This is a genomic window from Ruegeria sp. AP12 (assembly GCF_056540025.1).
The window spans coordinates 140,949-157,059 of sequence record NZ_JBQFVZ010000002.1; the positions used below are offsets into that span (position 1 = coordinate 140,949).

Annotated in this window: 9 protein-coding genes; 8 read left to right on the forward strand and 1 reads right to left on the reverse strand. The window is 55.3% G+C overall.

All coding sequences use genetic code 11. The features are described 5' to 3' along the window. The first annotated feature begins 4 nt into the window (after nucleotides 1–4). From ACR0E6_RS08610 to ACR0E6_RS08625, 4 genes are read left to right on the forward strand one after another with little or no spacing between them, the layout of a single operon-like run. Nucleotides 5–1,684 (forward strand): ABC transporter ATP-binding protein, encoded by a 1,680-nt coding sequence (locus tag ACR0E6_RS08610; protein WP_480582406.1) that lies wholly within the window; start codon nucleotides 5–7, stop codon nucleotides 1,682–1,684. A 4-nt stretch (nucleotides 1,685–1,688) separates the two neighbouring features. After that, complete coding sequence (nirB, locus tag ACR0E6_RS08615) at nucleotides 1,689–4,124, forward strand: nitrite reductase large subunit NirB (RefSeq protein ID WP_480582408.1); 2,436 nt, start codon at nucleotides 1,689–1,691, stop codon at nucleotides 4,122–4,124. Next, a complete protein-coding gene (gene nirD / locus ACR0E6_RS08620; protein ID WP_170455998.1) occupies nucleotides 4,121–4,453 on the forward strand; it encodes a nitrite reductase small subunit NirD in 333 nt (110 codons plus the stop codon). Before nirB ends, nirD begins: the two co-directional genes overlap by 4 nt. Beyond that, nucleotides 4,453–7,107, forward strand: coding sequence for a molybdopterin-dependent oxidoreductase (locus tag ACR0E6_RS08625; protein WP_480582409.1), 2,655 nt, complete (start codon nucleotides 4,453–4,455; stop codon nucleotides 7,105–7,107). Before nirD ends, ACR0E6_RS08625 begins: the two co-directional genes overlap by 1 nt. A 302-nt stretch (nucleotides 7,108–7,409) precedes the next feature. Here the strand turns inward: ACR0E6_RS08625 and ACR0E6_RS08630 are convergent, their stop codons facing one another. Beyond that, on the reverse strand, nucleotides 7,410–9,389 hold the full coding sequence (locus tag ACR0E6_RS08630) for a bifunctional 2',3'-cyclic-nucleotide 2'-phosphodiesterase/3'-nucleotidase (protein WP_170623052.1): 1,980 nt from the start codon (nucleotides 9,387–9,389) through the stop codon (nucleotides 7,410–7,412). Nucleotides 9,390–9,972: 583 nt separating this feature from the next. Here ACR0E6_RS08630 and ACR0E6_RS08635 point away from each other — a divergent pair. From ACR0E6_RS08635 to ACR0E6_RS08650, 4 genes are all read left to right on the forward strand, one after another. Beyond that, on the forward strand, nucleotides 9,973–13,293 hold the full coding sequence (locus ACR0E6_RS08635) for an ATP-binding protein (protein WP_480582410.1): 3,321 nt from the start codon (nucleotides 9,973–9,975) through the stop codon (nucleotides 13,291–13,293). 336 nt (nucleotides 13,294–13,629) lie between these two features. Then, entirely contained in the window at nucleotides 13,630–13,815 is a 186-nt protein-coding gene (locus tag ACR0E6_RS08640) for a RidA family protein (RefSeq protein WP_170456006.1), read from the forward strand. A 98-nt stretch (nucleotides 13,816–13,913) separates the two neighbouring features. Continuing rightward, nucleotides 13,914–15,194: an ABC transporter substrate-binding protein gene (locus tag ACR0E6_RS08645; RefSeq protein WP_480582412.1), complete on the forward strand. Its 1,281-nt coding sequence runs from the start codon at nucleotides 13,914–13,916 to the stop codon at nucleotides 15,192–15,194. A 65-nt stretch (nucleotides 15,195–15,259) separates the two neighbouring features. Next, nucleotides 15,260–16,111, forward strand: coding sequence for a branched-chain amino acid ABC transporter permease (locus ACR0E6_RS08650; protein ID WP_480582414.1), 852 nt, complete (start codon nucleotides 15,260–15,262; stop codon nucleotides 16,109–16,111).

Genomic DNA, 16,111 nt, shown 5'->3' on the forward strand with positions numbered 1-16,111 from the left:
CGAGATGAGCATTCTGAGCTTCAAGAACGCCTCGAAATCCTTCGGTGAAGGCACCGCACACACCGATGTGTTGAAAGGCATTGATCTGGACGTGCAAGAGGGCGAATTTCTGGTGATCCTCGGCTTCTCGGGCACCGGCAAGACGACCCTGATCAACCTGATGGCGGGGTTGGACACACCATCTAAGGGCGAAGTCACCTTCAAAGGCACCCCGATCAAAGGGCCGGGCCCGGAACGGGGCGTGATCTTCCAGAACTATTCGCTGATGCCGTGGCTGACGGTCAGCGGAAATGTAGGGCTCGCGGTGGATACGGTCTTTCCCGGCCTCAGCAAGGCCGAGAAAGCTGAGAAGGTGGCGCACTACGTCAAGATGGTAGGCCTCAGCCATGCCGCAACGCGTCGCCCGGCGGAATTGTCGGGCGGGATGCGCCAACGGGTCAACGTAGCGCGCGCCTTGTCGATGAATCCCGAGGTGCTGCTGCTGGACGAGCCGCTGTCAGCGCTCGATGCGCTGACCCGTGCCAATCTGGCAGATGAGATTGAACATATCTGGGAGGCTAACAAGAAAACCTGTGTCCTCATCACCAATGACGTGGATGAGGCAATCATTCTGGCCGACCGGATCATTGCCCTGAACCCGGATGGTACGCTCGGACAGGAGTTTCGGGTGTCGATCCCGCGCCCACGGGATCGGGGCGCGATGAACAACGAAGAAACATTCAAGCGCTTGCGCGCTAACGTCACCAAATACCTGATGGATGTGGGAATCGAGGCCAAGGTCGAAGGCTCGCGCATCCTGCCCGATGTCACCCCAATTCATGGCGTGCCAACGGCGGTGGCAGAGGCGCAGAAAGGGATGATCCAGGACCGCTTCCTAGACTTCTCGCAACTGCACAAGGTTTATCCGACTCCCAAAGGCCCGTTGACCGTGGTCGAGGATTTCGACCTGAAGATCGACAAGGGAGAATTCATCTCGCTGATCGGCCACTCTGGCTGTGGCAAATCCACGGTTCTGACAATGGCCGCTGGGCTGAACGACATCTCGAAAGGCGCGATCAAACTGGATGGACGCCATGTCGAAGGGGCAGATCCTGAGCGCGCCGTCGTGTTCCAGTCACCCAACCTGTTCCCGTGGCTCAGCGCCAAGGAAAACGTCGCGATTGGGGTGGATAAAGTCTATCCCAAGGCCAGCTTGGCCGAGCGGCAGGATGTGGTCGAATACTATCTGGAGCGGGTCGGTCTGGCCGATGCGATGGACAAATCCGCCTCAAACCTGTCGAACGGCATGAAGCAACGCGTCGGCATCGCCCGCGCTTTTGCCCTGTCTCCCAAACTGCTGCTGCTGGATGAACCGTTTGGAATGCTCGACAGCCTCACACGATGGGAATTGCAAGAAGTTCTGATGGAGGTCTGGTCCCGCACCAAGGTCACCGCGATCTGTGTGACCCACGACGTGGATGAGGCGATCCTTCTGGCCGACCGTGTGGTGATGATGACCAACGGCCCGCAGGCAACGATCGGCAGGATCACCAAGGTTGACCTGCCGCGGCCGCGCACTCGCAAGGCCCTTTTGGAACATCCGGACTACTACGCCTACCGGCAGGAAGTCCTCGATTTCCTCGAAGATTACGAACACGGCGCCAAGCCCAACACACCCGCCCCCAAGGCGATTGCAGCGGAGTGAAATCATGAAGCAAAGACTTGTTGTCATTGGCGCAGGTATGGCCTCAGGTCGGGTGCTGGAACACCTGACCGATGCCGCGCCGGATGCGTTCGACATCACCCTGTTCAACGCCGAGCCTCGCGGGAACTACAACCGCATCATGCTGAGCCCCGTTCTATCGGGTGAGAAGACCTATGAAGAGATCGTCACCCATGACGACACCTGGTATGCCGAGCGCGGCATCTCCTGCCGCTTTGGCGAAAAAGTTGAAAAAATCGACCGCGAGATGAAGGTGGTCGTGGGCGCAAACGGCCACGTTCCATACGACAGGCTGGTGATCGCCACCGGGTCTAACCCGTTCATCATCCCCTTGCCCGGTCATGATCTGGACGGCGTGATTGCCTATCGTGATCTGGAAGACACCCAGCAGATGATGGGCATGGGCCCGGACAACAAGGTTGTCGTCATCGGCGGCGGCCTGCTGGGGCTTGAAGCCGCCGCGGGCATGGCCGCGCATGGGGTTGACGTCACGGTCGTTCATATCATGGGCCACCTGATGGAGCGTCAGTTGGACGAAGCTGCAGGCTATCTGCTGAAGAAGTCGCTCGAAGACAAAGGCATCAAGATTTGCCTGCAGGCGAATTCCAAGGAAATCCTCGGGGAAGACGGCAAGGTCCGCGCTCTGTTACTGGATGAAGGGACCGAACTGCCCTGTGATCTGCTGGTCATGGCGGTGGGCATCCGCCCCAATACCGCGCTGGCGCAGGAGGCAGGGCTGGCAACCGGGCGCGGCATTCGTGTGGATGACCAGATGCTGACCTCGGACCCGGATGTCTACGCCGTGGGAGAATGCGTCGAACATGACGGGGCGGTCTTTGGCCTTGTCGCGCCGCTCTATGATCAGGCGAAAGTGGCCGCGCAGGTGCTGTTGGGCGAAGAGGCAGCGTTTGTTCAGAAAACCCTCTCAACGAAGTTGAAGGTCACCGGCTGTGATCTGTTCAGCGTGGGCGATTTCGCGGATGGGCCGGGACGTGAGGATATCGTGTTCCGCGACCCTTCGCGCGGCGTCTACAAGCGGCTCGTCATCGAAGAGGATCGTCTGGTCGGCGCGGTCATGTATGGCGACACTGCCGATAGCAATTGGTTCTTCGGCCTGATCAAGGACAGTACTAGCATCGAAGACATGCGCGAGACGCTGATCTTCGGTCCGGCTTATCAGGGGGGCGATACCGCGGACCCTCTTTCAGCCGTTGCAGCATTGCCGCCTGAAGCGGAGATTTGCGGCTGCAACGGCGTATGTAAAGGAAACATAGTTGAGGCGATCAACGCAGGCGCCAACGGTCTGGGCGCCGTGCGTGAAAGCACCAAGGCCAGCGCCTCGTGCGGGACATGCACGGGGCTGGTTGAACAGGTGTTGCAAGTCACCCTGGGCGATGAATTCCAAATGCCAACGGCGCAACCGATCTGCGGTTGCACCGATCTGACGCATGAGGACGTACGGCGTTTAATCAAGGGCCAGGAACTAAAAAGCCAGGCCGCTGTCTGGCAGGAGCTTGGCTGGACAACGACAAATGGCTGCCATGTCTGCCGTCCGGCGATCAACTACTACCTGCTGGCGGATTGGCCTTTGGAATATCAGGACGACCCGCAAAGCCGGTTTGTGAACGAACGCAAACACGCCAATATCCAGAAGGATGGTACATTCAGCGTTGTGCCGCGCATGTGGGGCGGGATCACTACCCCCGGAGAACTGCGCGCCATCGCTGACGCAGCTGACAAGTATGATGTGCCAACCGTCAAGGTCACCGGCGGTCAGCGCATCGATCTTCTGGGCGTGAAGGGTGAGGATCTGCCTTCGATCTGGTCGGATCTGAACGAGGCTGGTCTGGTCTCGGGCCACGCCTATTCCAAGGGTCTGCGGACGGTCAAAACCTGTGTCGGAACCGATCATTGCCGGTTTGGCACGCAGGACAGCACCGGCCTTGGTATCAAGCTGGAGAAAATCCTGTGGGGCTCGTGGACGCCGCACAAGCTGAAACTGGCAGTATCCGGTTGTCCTCGCAACTGTGCTGAGGCGACCTGCAAGGATATCGGTGTCGTTTGCGTGGAATCTGGCTATCAGATCAGCATCGGCGGGGCCGCAGGTATGGACGTGAAAGAGACCGAGTTGCTCTGTCAGGTGCCCACCGAAGACGAGGCCATCGAGGTCGTGATGGCCGTCACCCAGGCCTATCGTGAAGGCGGTAAGTATCTGGATCGATTGTATAAATGGCTGGAGAAGGTCGGCATGGACTGGGTCAAGGCGCAGATTGTGGATGATCTTGAAAACCGGGCCGACTTGGTCGCGCGGTTTGAACTGTCGCAAAGCATCTACCGCAAGGATCCATGGGCCGAACACGTGCGCGACAAGGCGCAAACTTATGCGCCGATTGCAGATTTCACACTGGAGGCGGCGGAATGAGCTGGATCGACATCGGACATATCGACGACATACCACTGCGCGGAGCGCGTCTGGTCAAAACCCATATCGGCTGTATCGCCGTCTTCCGGACCGCCAAGGCAGAAGTATACGCCGCGACAAACAGCTGCCCGCACAAGGGTGGCCCATTGTCCGAAGGCATTGTCCACGGCCAGTCGGTGACCTGCCCCTTACACAATTGGGTGTTCGACCTGAACACAGGCGAAGCGCAGGGTGCCGATGACGGTCGGATCACCACATATCCGGTGCGCCTCGAAGATGATCGTATTCTGCTCGACGTCAGCGCGGTTGCTCAACGGAGCGCAGCCTGATGGACGGCACCAGCCTACCCGAAGTTCGTTCGACCTGCGCTTATTGCGGGGTTGGCTGCGGTGTGCTCCTGAGGCCTGATGGGGTCGGAGGTTTGACCGTTCGCGGCGATCCGGATCATCCGGCGAACCGTGGTCGTTTATGTTCAAAAGGACTGGCGTTAGGTGAAACTGTCGGGCTGCAACACCGGTTGCTGGCTCCTCGCGCCTTTGGCCAGGACACCAGTTGGGACAATGCCTTGCAATTGGTCGCAGATCGGTTCTCTGCCGCAATTAAGAAGCATGGGCCGGACAGCGTGGCTTTTTATGTATCAGGACAGTTGCTAACCGAGGACTACTATGTTGCCAACAAGCTGATGAAAGGCTTCATAGGCTCGGCGAATATCGACACCAACTCGCGGCTATGCATGGCTTCGACCGTGGCCGGGCACAAACGCGCCTTCGGGACAGATACAGTACCCGGAACCTTTGAGGATCTAGACGAGGCTGATCTGGTTGTCTTGGTTGGCTCGAATCTCGCTTGGTGCCACCCCGTTCTGTATCAGCGTGTCATAGCTGCCCGTCAGGCGCGCGGTACGAAGATTGTAGTTGTCGATCCGCGTCGAACAGCAAGCTGCGATCAAGCAGATCTCCATCTGGCGCTGCGACCCGGCAGTGACGTGGCGCTGTTCAATCGGTTGCTGAACAGAATTCACCAAACGGGGCATATTGCTCCGGATTTTCTGGATCGCAGCCTGGGGTTCAATGAAGCCCTCGAACTCGCGCAGCTTGATGATGCGAATGAGACCGGGCTAAGCCCTGATGAAATTGAGGCTTTTTGCGATTTATGGATCGGTACAGAGCGCGTTGTTACGATCTTCAGCCAGGGAGTAAATCAATCCTCCAGCGGATCAGACAAGGTCAACGCGATCCTGAACTGCCATCTGGCCACCGGGCGGATCGGGCGCGCAGGGATGGGTCCGTTCTCGGTCACCGGTCAGCCTAACGCTATGGGAGGCCGAGAGGTCGGTGGCTTGGCCAACATGCTCGCATGTCACTTGGATATCGAAAACGAAGCTCACAGAACAGCCGTCCAGGACTTCTGGAAAGCTCCAAAGATGCCAGAAAAGCAGGGGCTGAAAGCGGTTGACCTGTTTCGCGCTGTCGAAGGCGGTCAGATAAAGGCACTTTGGATCATCCACACCAATCCGGCGGCCACCATGCCGGATGCAGACCGAGTGATGGCGGCTATCAAAAAAAGTCCATTCGTAGTTGTCAGTGACCTGACTGCCCGAACAGACACTGCACGCGTTGCAGACGTTTTGTTGCCCGCTGCGGGATGGGGCGAAAAAAGCGGAACAGTAACCAATTCAGACCGCACGATCAGCAGACAACGCGTCGTTCTGTCACCTCCGGGACAAGCACGTGCGGATTGGGATGTTATGGCCGAGGTGGGCCGCCGCATGGGGTGGACCGAGGCATTCAGTTATGAGTCACCGGCGCAGATTTTTCGAGAATACGCGAACATGACTTCGCTTGCCGTGGCATTTGGCAAAGACTTGGACATTAACGAATTTTCGGACATTGATGACTCGGACTACGAAGATCTGAACCCGTCACGGTGGCCGACGACATCTCGCAAATCGGATGGCCGATTTTTCGGTGATGCGCAGTTTTTTCATCCGGATGGCAAAGCACGTTTTGTTCCTGTCACTCATCGTTCACCCAAAGCGGCGACGTCTGACCAATACCCGTTTCTGTTGAACACAGGACGAAACCGGGATCAGTGGCACACTATGACTCGGTCTGGGTTGTCTCCCCGTCTTTCGGCCCATTTGGCCGAACCATACGTCGAGGTTAATCCGAAGGACGTTGATCGGTTGGGTCTTGGTACCGCAGATTTGGTTGAGCTCAACAGCGTGGTCGGAAGCGGCATCTTTCGACTTCGCATCACAGACACCGTCGCGCCAGGTCAAGTATTTGCTCCCATTCACTGGACAGGTGAAACGGCGCCAACAGCCCGTGTGGATGCGCTTGTTCCAAGTGTAGTCGATCCAATCTCTGGACAGCCTGAGAGCAAGGCGGCGGCCGTTTCTGTGCGACGTATGAATGCCTCGTGGTACGGTTTCGCCGTGTCCGTCGATGCGGCCTCACCTACGGCAGAATATTGGGCAATGAGCAAAACGGCCAAAGGTTACAGGATCGAGTTAGCGGGGAAGCAAGATATTGACGATTGGGAAGACAAAGCCCGCGAGTGGTTTGGGCTATCCGATGCCGTAGTGACTTCAATCGAAGATTCCAAACGCGGCTCGTACAGGATCGCATTGTCTGACGGACAGCGCCTTTTGGCAGCGCTCTTTGTTTCCCGACAACCCATCACACTAATGCGAGAGTTTTTGGCAACTTTGCCTGAGGTCTCACTCCATCAGATTCTGTCTGGCCGGTCATCTTCCGCTTCTGAAGACTGTGGACCAATCATCTGTTCGTGTTTCGGGGTGGGATTAAAGACCATCATTAGCGCCATTCACGACAAACGTTTGATCGATGTGGACGATATCGGAGATACCCTTCAGGCTGGAACGAACTGTGGTTCATGCCGTCCAGAGTTGGTTGACTTGGTCACGGAGCATTCGAAGTTGAAACGCAATAACCCGAAGAATTGCCTGCAAGAACAATAAGGGTAGACACGGGGTTTTCGACCAAGACTGCGGTTTGCTTTTATCGGCATTCAAATAAAGCATGGGTTCTGTTCATACTGTTCAACATATCCAATTTAGCCTTACTGGGGTCAGAAGATGTCTTTGCCTATTGTTTCCGACCTCCACCCATGCCCGAGTTTCGCGTTTGTAGTAAGTGTCTCGTCTGACGAGCCGCACTTAGCAAAAGCGATGAAATTCGCGTCGCTACAGAGGGCCGCGAGGCAACTGAAACAACCCCGCCACCTTTTTTGATGGCGGGTTATTTTTGAGCCCAAATAGAGTCAGAGCTTGATCCGGAAGGCTGCGAAGCCGTCGGCACCTTCTCCGGCGTCCTCAATTGTGACACCCTTGACGTCGCCTATGTAATCCCGTGCTTTCGGGCCTGTCTCGAACAAAACAGTCGTGTCCGCAAGCGGAGCAAAAGACCAGTTGGCATCTGCCTTTGGATCAATCGTACCCTGTTCGACAATGTAGCGAACGATGACGTCGCGGTTGGTATCCGGGGCCTCAAATACGATTGTGTCACCTAAAGCTCCGGGGAATGAACCACCCCCTGATGCGCGATAGTTGTTGGTGGCGATAATGAACTCCATATCATCGGTAACTGGTTCGCCGTCGTAAGAAAGGTTCACAATGCGCGCTGCATCGGGGTTAATCTCTTCTCCCTTGGGTCCGAAGCGCGATGGCTGGGACAGGTCAATTTCATAGGTCACGCCATCTATGACGTCGAAATTGTAGGACGGGAATTCCGGGTTCAGCAGGATCGCATCCTTTGAACCCGTCTCAACCTGATTGAACATTCCGGCCGACCGTTCCAACCAACCCCTAACTTGCGCTCCATTCACGCGGACTGCGCGCACCGTGTTCGGATAGAGATAGAGATCCGCGACGTTTTTGATGGCAACATCACCAACGGGTACATCGGTGTAGTATTCCGGACCACCGCGGCCACCAGCCTTGAAAGGCGCTGCCGCAGACAGGATCGGCAGGCCTTCATGTTCGGTGCCTTTCAGCATCTCTTCGACATACCACTTCTGCGCAATCGAGACGATCTGGACTGAGGGATCATCTGCGACCAGCGCGAAATAACTGTGCAGCGGTGCCGAGGTCTTGCCAACTGCGCGACGAACATAGGCCAGCGTTTCGTCGTGATCCGTCGCAACCGAGTCCAGGACGCGCTCATCATCTTCGACCAAGGCGGTGATTGACCGGTCTTCGTTCCGCCGCGAGATAGGCCGCGCCTCGGATGTGGTTGTCACCACCCGCCATTCATTTCCATCCCGTTGCAGCAGCAGATCAAGCAGACCAAGATGCGACCCCCAGAACCCGCCCATGACGGCGGGCTTGCCCATCAGAGTACCTTTATCGACGTCAATTCCGGGGCGGTCTGCAAAGGTAGGCGACGGAAAAACTAAATGGTTGTGACCTGTGACCAGCGCGTCGATCCCTTCGACGCCAGCCAGCACGACCGACGCGTTTTCCATACCATCTTCATGGTTGGCGTCCCCAATCCCGGAATGCGACAAGGCGATGATCAGGTCGCAGCCCCGCTCCTGCATCTCAGGGACAAAAGCCTTTGCCGTCTCAACGATATCCCGCGCTTGGACATTGCCTTCGAGATGCTTGCGATCCCAGTTCATGATCTGCGGAGGCGTAAAGCCTATCACACCGATCTTGATCGGATGTTTTGTGCCGTCACCCATTTCGATCTCGCGGTCGAGAATGGCGTATGGTTGGACAAGCGTCTTGTCCTCGCGCGGGCTTGCGCCTTTCTCCTTTGCTACATTAGCCAGAACCGCTGGGAAATCCGCACCTGCCAATGAGGTCTCAAGAAAGTTTAATCCGTAGTTAAACTCGTGGTTGCCCAGTGTGGCCGCATCATAGCCAATCGTATTGAATGCGGTGATGATTGGATGGCTGCCCCCTTCTTTCATACCGCGTTCATAGGCGATGTAATCGCCCATTGGGTTTCCTTGCAGAAAGTCTCCGTTGTCCACCAGAAGCGAGTTCGTCGCCTCAGAGCGGATTTCATTTATGATCGAAGCCGTACGGGACAGGCCCACCGTGTCACGGGGCTTGTCGGCATAATAATCATAGGGGAATACATGAACATGGATGTCGGTTGTTTCCATGATCCGCAAATGTGCCTGGTTGTTCGCCGCAGCAGCCGAGAAGGGGTGAAGCGTAACGGCTGCGGCACTTGCAGCAGTTGTGTACAGAAACTGACGACGCGAAATTGGTGGGCGGTTAGAGAACGACATTGGGCACCTCTCAAGTGGGTTGGTCAACGCGACTTTCGCGGACTATCCGAGCCATTCGTATGAAATCGGTTACGAGAGCATGTGTCGCGTTATTCACAGGCGGCTGTACTTAACACCATACGTTAAAATTGGGGGTTTGCTAAGGGATCGCAGATGGTGAACCTAAGCCAATAGTTGCTTATCAATCAAACGCGGCGAGATTTTGAACCTTCGAACCTGAAGGAAGCAAACAAAATGCTGAAAAAGGTATGCTTTGACATATATTTTCTCATTCATGCAACCTTGTTTCGCAGAGCTGCAACAGATGGTTTCTCCTGTCCGCAGTCCGCTAGTTCTCCAGGCAACACAGCTTGCAGCCTCGGCGAAACCGCCTGCTTGGATCCGACGTGGCTTCCAGTAAAACGTCAATAGAGCTAATGAATTCCTTGACTTGGTATTAAACGGTCGTCTTCATTGAATAGGTACTTGTTCTTATTGTTTAACAAATAAGCCATCGGTTAATTGGCGGTTTAAGTTAACAAGGAGATGCTTGCTGGCAGAGTACATGTAGAGATCCTGTTACTAACGTAAGCAAAACTTATTGATGTCCGATATAGAGTCTTGGCTAAAGAAACATGGTTTGTCCAAGTATGCTGTCGCTTTTACTGAACATGAAATCGAACTTGGCGACCTGTCCGAATTAACTGACGAAGACCTAGTAACAATCGGACTTCCCCTCGGGCCGAGGAGGCGGTTTCTGAAAGCTATTCGCGCCAGCATAGAAGTGGAGCGGCGACCGCCCAGCAAAACCAGTAGCCCCGAAATCGTGGCAGAGCGGCGACAGCTTACGGTAATGTTTATCGATCTTGTCGGATCAACGGAAATAGCACAAAGCGTCGATCCGGAGGATCTGGCCGATGTTCTTCGACTTTTTAAGGAAACCTGTGCGGCTGCTGTTGCAGCGTTTGATGGCCATATTGCCAGCTACTATGGCGACGGAATCATGGTTTTTTTTGGATTTCCCCACGCCCATGAAGATGATCCCGAACGCGCCATACGTGCGGGTCTGCGTATCATTGATGAGATGCCGGATGTTCGCACCCACGCGAAACTCAACGTCCGCATTGGGATCGCAACCGGATTGGTCGTGGTCGGCGATCTGCGAGGCGAAAAGATGTTTGAGGACGGAACGGCGATGGGTGAGACGCCCAACTTGGCCGCGCGTCTTCAAGCGATGGCAGATCCGGGGACGATGATCATCGCCCCAACCACTCATCAGTTGGCTGGTGATGCTTTTGAATATGTTTTGCGTGGCGCGTTCAAGCTTAAGGGTTTTGCTAAGGAGGTCGAAGCCTGGCAAGTAACCAGAGAGCGGGAAACAGTCAGCCGGTTTATGGCGATCGACAGTGTTTTGCTCAAGCCTTTGGTCGGTCGCGCCGCAGAATTGAAGGCGTTGAACGATAATTGGGCCTTGGCCAGTGATCGTAATGGGCAGGTTGTGTTGGTGTCAGGCGAGCCGGGAATTGGCAAGTCGCGTCTGGTGGAGGAATTTCGGCAGAACATCTCCGATTTGCCCCACACGCAAATGCGATATCAATGTTCTCCATATCACTTTGCGACTGCACTGTACCCTGTCATTCGCCAACTTGAGAGTGCCGCTGATCTTCGCGCTGACGAGTCAAATCACGTCAAGCTTGAAAAAATCCGCGGCGTGTTGAGCGATCAAACCGACCAAGCTTTGAAGTTGGCAGCATCCCTTTTGTCCATACCGTTCGAAGATCATTTGGGGTCGTTGGATCTGACACCGCGGCAGATCATGGATCGGTCTCTGGAATTGTTGCTGAACAATCTTTCGTCAAAGGCTGAAGATCATCCGGTTCTCTTCCTGTTTGAAGATGCTCACTGGATTGATCCAACAACCAAATTGTTGCTGGATCGGTTGGTGGAGCGAATTCGCGACCTTCCAGTTCTGGTGGTTATGACGTTCCGGCCTGAATTCGATCCAGGTTGGACACTGCAATCGAACCTTACAAAGCTTGATTTGAAGCAATTAAGCTTTCGACAGGTCAAGAGCATTGTTGACGAAGTCGCCAAAGACGAATTGGTCGCTGACGGGATGTATGACGTGGTCGCGGCAAGATCCGACGGTGTGCCGCTATACGTCGAGGAGGTGACAAAAGATCTCCTTGAATCGGGCATCCTGACCAGGGGAAGGGACACTTACACGATGGGTGGGGCATCGCCTGCGAACTCGGTGCCCAGTACGTTACATGATGCACTGATGGCACGCCTTGACCGCCTGAGCTCTGCCAAAGAGGTTGCCCAGATTGGAGCTGTAATTGGCCCTCAGTTTACTTACCAGTTGATTTCAAAAGTGGCCAGAATCAGCGATAAAGCGTTACGCGCAGGATTGGAGCTTCTGGTCGAAGCTGGCATAGTTTCAGTTTCTCGTGCAGAGGATTTTGAAACCTTCAGCTACCGTCACGCCCTTATTCGTGACACCGCCTATAACAGCCTTTTAAAGCGGGAACGTCGGGTTCTGCACTCTCGCGTCGCGCAACAATTGAATGACACGTTGGCTCACACTGGTGACGCAAGCCCTGAAATTCTGGCTCATCATTATACCATGGCAGGAATGTGTAAGGAGGCCGTAGACTATCGTTTCCTTGCGGGCCAACGAGCAGTCCAGCGATCAGCTAACATTGAGGCAAGCACGCAACTGTCGTTGGCGATTGAACAGCTTGGCGAAATGGATCAAAGTATTGAACGGGACCGCAAGGAAATTGAGATTCAGGTTCTCAAGGCTGGTGTCTTACGATCAACCGCAGGAATAGCTGCCGACGAAACCGGTTCTGTTTATGCAAGAATACGCGACTTGTGTGAACGCATCGACGATACTGAGCATCTGTTCCCAATTCTGAATGGTTTGTATTCCTTCCATTTGGTGCGTGCCGAGTATGATTTGGCTAGGAAAGTCGCAGCGCAATTGCTGGACCTAGCGGTGTCGACTCGTGAGACGCAGCATCAGATGGTGGCGCATCGCGCAATGGGTGCTGTACTGTTCCACATTGGCGACCTGGTATCGGCATACGAGCATTTAAGCAAAGCACTGGACCTCTACAGCCGGGAACGTGATGCGCATCTGGCGTACATCTATGGATCCGACCATGCGGCGATTACTTCGTGCTTTCTAAGCTTGGCCATTTGGATGCGTGGGGACCCGGACAAAGCCCTTGAGGTTCAACAGCTCGCGGTGGCGGGCGCAAAAGAGCTGGAGCATGCTCATAGCATCGCGCAGTCAATGACTTATCTGTGTATGCTTCACCTTCTGCGCCGTGAACCGGCAAAAGTGCTGGAGATCGCGGAACAGCTTGAGGAACTTTCAGCCAAGCACTCGTTTACATTCATGTCTTTGACCGCGACCTTGTGGCGAAGCTGGGTGAATGCCTATGTTTCGCCGAAACAAGAAACGATCGATGCGTTACACGCAGCGTCGATAACTTGGTGGGAGAGTGGTGCGGGAAACTACAAACCGTTCTTTCTGACCCTAGTGGCGGAACTCACCTTGAACATAGGTAATCGGGACGGTGCCCTAAAATTGTTGGCTCAGGCCCGTGATCAACAGCACCACACAAATGAAGGCTGGGCCCGATCTGAGACCGATCGAGTCTACGCGCTCGCACGTTGCGAGAATGAGCTCGCAGAAAAAGCATTTCTTGAGGCTTTGGCGACTGCAAGAGAACAGAAAGCTAAGATGTTTGAACTCCGAACGTCGGTAGATTACGCAGAACAATGCAGACTATTTGGACATACGCACAAGGCGATATCTGATCTTCGTACTGCTCTGGATGGTATTGCAGGAGGTGAGTCTACGATCGATGTGATTGATGCAATTAAGCTCCTTAATCAAAGACCCATAAGCTAAATTTCATGCTTTTCAAGGCATCACGCGGTTCTACTGATTGCGAAACTCTTTTTACGGAATGCGGAAATTTTACACTTCATTGCGCCAACTGTGAGGCAACACGCTTGGAGATTTCGCTGACGCAGCGAATGACAGCATTGCGGGGTGCAACTGTAGCAATAATAGTCGCGCTCAAAGTCGTATCGCGCCGTTTGTCTGGGACGTGGGTACGACGGCAATCGAACTCACGGGACGCATTCATGCGCCCGGCGATGTAGGCGCGCAAACGAGCTAATTCCTTTCCCGCACCGAAAAAGCGCCAAAGGAGATGGGGGCCGATCTGCGCAATGTGGCCGGTTGCAGTTATATCTGACTGACCTGTTACAGGCAGGCGAATTCGCCCGTGTGCATGGTGAGGTGTTCAAAGATATCGACCGGGTACTGACCGCTGTTCAGGTCGACCTGACGCAACCCGGTCTGTTGGTGAAGATCGACGTTGACGCAGTGATTCGCAACAAAAACGGAGAAATCAGCGGATTCTGAACATGAGTCCCCAAGAAAGGATTTGATCGCACCTTCGGCTTGTGTACTGTATACAGAATACAAGAATGGTAAAATAACAGACACAGGGAGCTAATGTGATGATCAAAACAGCACTACTAAGCGGAACATGCATCGCGCTAGTGGCCTCGACGGCCGCTGCAGAGATCAAAGTTGGATTTATCGGGTCACTGTCTTCGGACACCGGTTTGTCCACGCTGCGCGGTGCCGAAGTCGCAATTGAGGAACTGAACGCCAATGGCGGTGTTCTGGGCCAGCAGATCACGCTTGTTTCGGCTGATACCGGGCAGGACCCGACCGAAGGCGTCCGCGCGTACGAGTATCTGGCGGAAACCGAAGAGGTTGATTTTATCATCTCGGGCTCGATCGATGATGTGTCGCTGGGCTGGCTGCCACGGATGCAGGAATACCGCATCCCGACGCTGGACACCTGGACATCTTATATCGGCATCATCGACATGGTGGCCGAAGACCCCGAGGGTATGGCTCCCTATTTCATGAACATCGCCTCGGACGAGGCGCTGGCAACGCTGTACATTAACTTTGGCGCGGATGTGTTGAAGGGCCAAATGGGCTGGGACACCGTGGTCATTTTAGCCGAGGACACAGCCTTTGGCGAGGCCATCACCGGTCTTGTGACCGAGGCGCTGGCCCCCGTGGCCGGGATCGAAGTCAAGGACATCATCACCTATGACGTCGCCACCGTCGATTTCGCGCCGATCTTCAGCCGGGCGCAGGATACGGGCGCAGATTTCATCTATCAGGTCTCGTCGGTAAACTCGCAGGTGGTATCCTCGCAATATGTAAAGCTTCAGGTGCCGATGGCGATGACGGGCGTAAACGTCTCTGCCCTGGGGATGGAGTATTGGGAGGATACAGGAGGGGCTGGCGGTGGCATCTCAACCCTGTCGCCGGTGCCTTCGGTGGGTTTCAAGCTGGACCCGGCCAGCCAGGAATTTATCGACACCTATCAGGCCAAGTATGACAGCCGCCCGCTGCTGCCCCATTTTAATGGGTTCAACGCTTATCACGGGTTGAAACAGGCGATGGCGGCAGCCGAAGAGGCCGGTGGGTTTGACAAGGTCGAGGCCTGGGCCGAGGCGATGAAGAAGCAGGATCTGGTGCTGGATCTGGATGGTCAGTTGTGGCTGCGTTACGCCTTCTGGGGCGATGACGAGGTTGAGCCCGTCACCAACCGGACCTATCCGCATAACGCGCGTTTTGACTTGTCTGAACCTTTCGACGATGCCCAGCCTTCGATGGTTGTGGTCCAATGGTACGAAGACGGCACGGCGGCTGTGGTCTACCCCGAGAAATACGCGACGGGCGAGTTTACCTTGCCCAGCTGGGTAAAACAGTAACCGTGTAGAGTTCATAGACGGAAACGGGTACGCGTTCGCGCGCACCCGCAGCCGAGGATCCTCATATGTTGCAGATACTGATCCAAGGGCTTTTGCTCAGCGGTCTCTATGCGCTTATCGCCATGGGTTTCACGCTGATCTTCAGCATCGGCCGCGTCCTGAACCTTGCCTATGGCGCATATCTGATGGTCGGTGGGTATATCTATTTCTGGGTGTCGCAGACCCTGGGAATGCCCAAACTGATGGGTGTTGTCGTTGCCGCCGCGCTGGGTGTGGTGATGGGGGTGCTGAAATACCGCCTGATCGTCAAGACACTGAAAGGCGATCATGTCGCCGTCGAGATTTCAACGCTGATACTGGCCGTCGTCATTCAGGCGGGCGTGGTGCTGGCCTTTGGCGACAGCAGCAAGATCTTGCTGCCGATCGTGCCGGGCGTCATCAACGTGGCCGGAGCATCCGTCACCTTTAACATCCTTCTGGCCACTGTCATCAGCTGGGCCATTTTGCTGGGGCTCTATGCCTTTGTGCGCCTGACCCATACCGGGCGGGCCATGCAGGCGGTGTCGATGGACGCCAAGGGCGCGGCAATCTCGGGCATCGACCCGGACCGGATCAACCTGATCACCTGGGGCATTTCCGGCGCGCTGGGTGCGCTTGGCGGGGTGTTCTTCGCCAGCTACACGCAGCTGTCACCCTCGATGTGGGTGGCCCCGCTGATCATCTCGGTCGCGGTTGTCATCGTCGGCGGGATCGGATCGATCATCGGCACGCTGGTCGTGGCCCATATCGTCGGTTTTCTCGAGGTTATCGTGGTGGCGACACTCGCCCCGGAACTGCGCGGCGTGTTCACCATGCTGCTGATCATTGGCGTGCTGGTGACACGGCCACAGGGCCTGTTCGGCCGCGAGGAGTTATAA

Bases quoted from the DNA above. Each gene is read 5' to 3' on its own strand.
- nirB (WP_480582408.1), top strand. From the start codon at position 1,689: ATGAAGCAAAGACTTGTTGTCATTGGCGCAGGTATGGCCTCAGGTCGG.
- ACR0E6_RS08645 (WP_480582412.1), top strand. From the start codon at position 13,914: ATGATCAAAACAGCACTACTAAGCGGAACATGCATCGCGCTAGTGGCC.
- ACR0E6_RS08630 (WP_170623052.1), bottom strand. From the start codon at position 9,389: ATGTCGTTCTCTAACCGCCCACCAATTTCGCGTCGTCAGTTTCTGTAC.
- nirD (WP_170455998.1), top strand. From the start codon at position 4,121: ATGAGCTGGATCGACATCGGACATATCGACGACATACCACTGCGCGGA.
- ACR0E6_RS08610 (WP_480582406.1), top strand. From the start codon at position 5: ATGAGCATTCTGAGCTTCAAGAACGCCTCGAAATCCTTCGGTGAAGGC.
- ACR0E6_RS08635 (WP_480582410.1), top strand. From the start codon at position 9,973: ATGTCCGATATAGAGTCTTGGCTAAAGAAACATGGTTTGTCCAAGTAT.
- ACR0E6_RS08650 (WP_480582414.1), top strand. From the start codon at position 15,260: ATGTTGCAGATACTGATCCAAGGGCTTTTGCTCAGCGGTCTCTATGCG.
- ACR0E6_RS08625 (WP_480582409.1), top strand. From the start codon at position 4,453: ATGGACGGCACCAGCCTACCCGAAGTTCGTTCGACCTGCGCTTATTGC.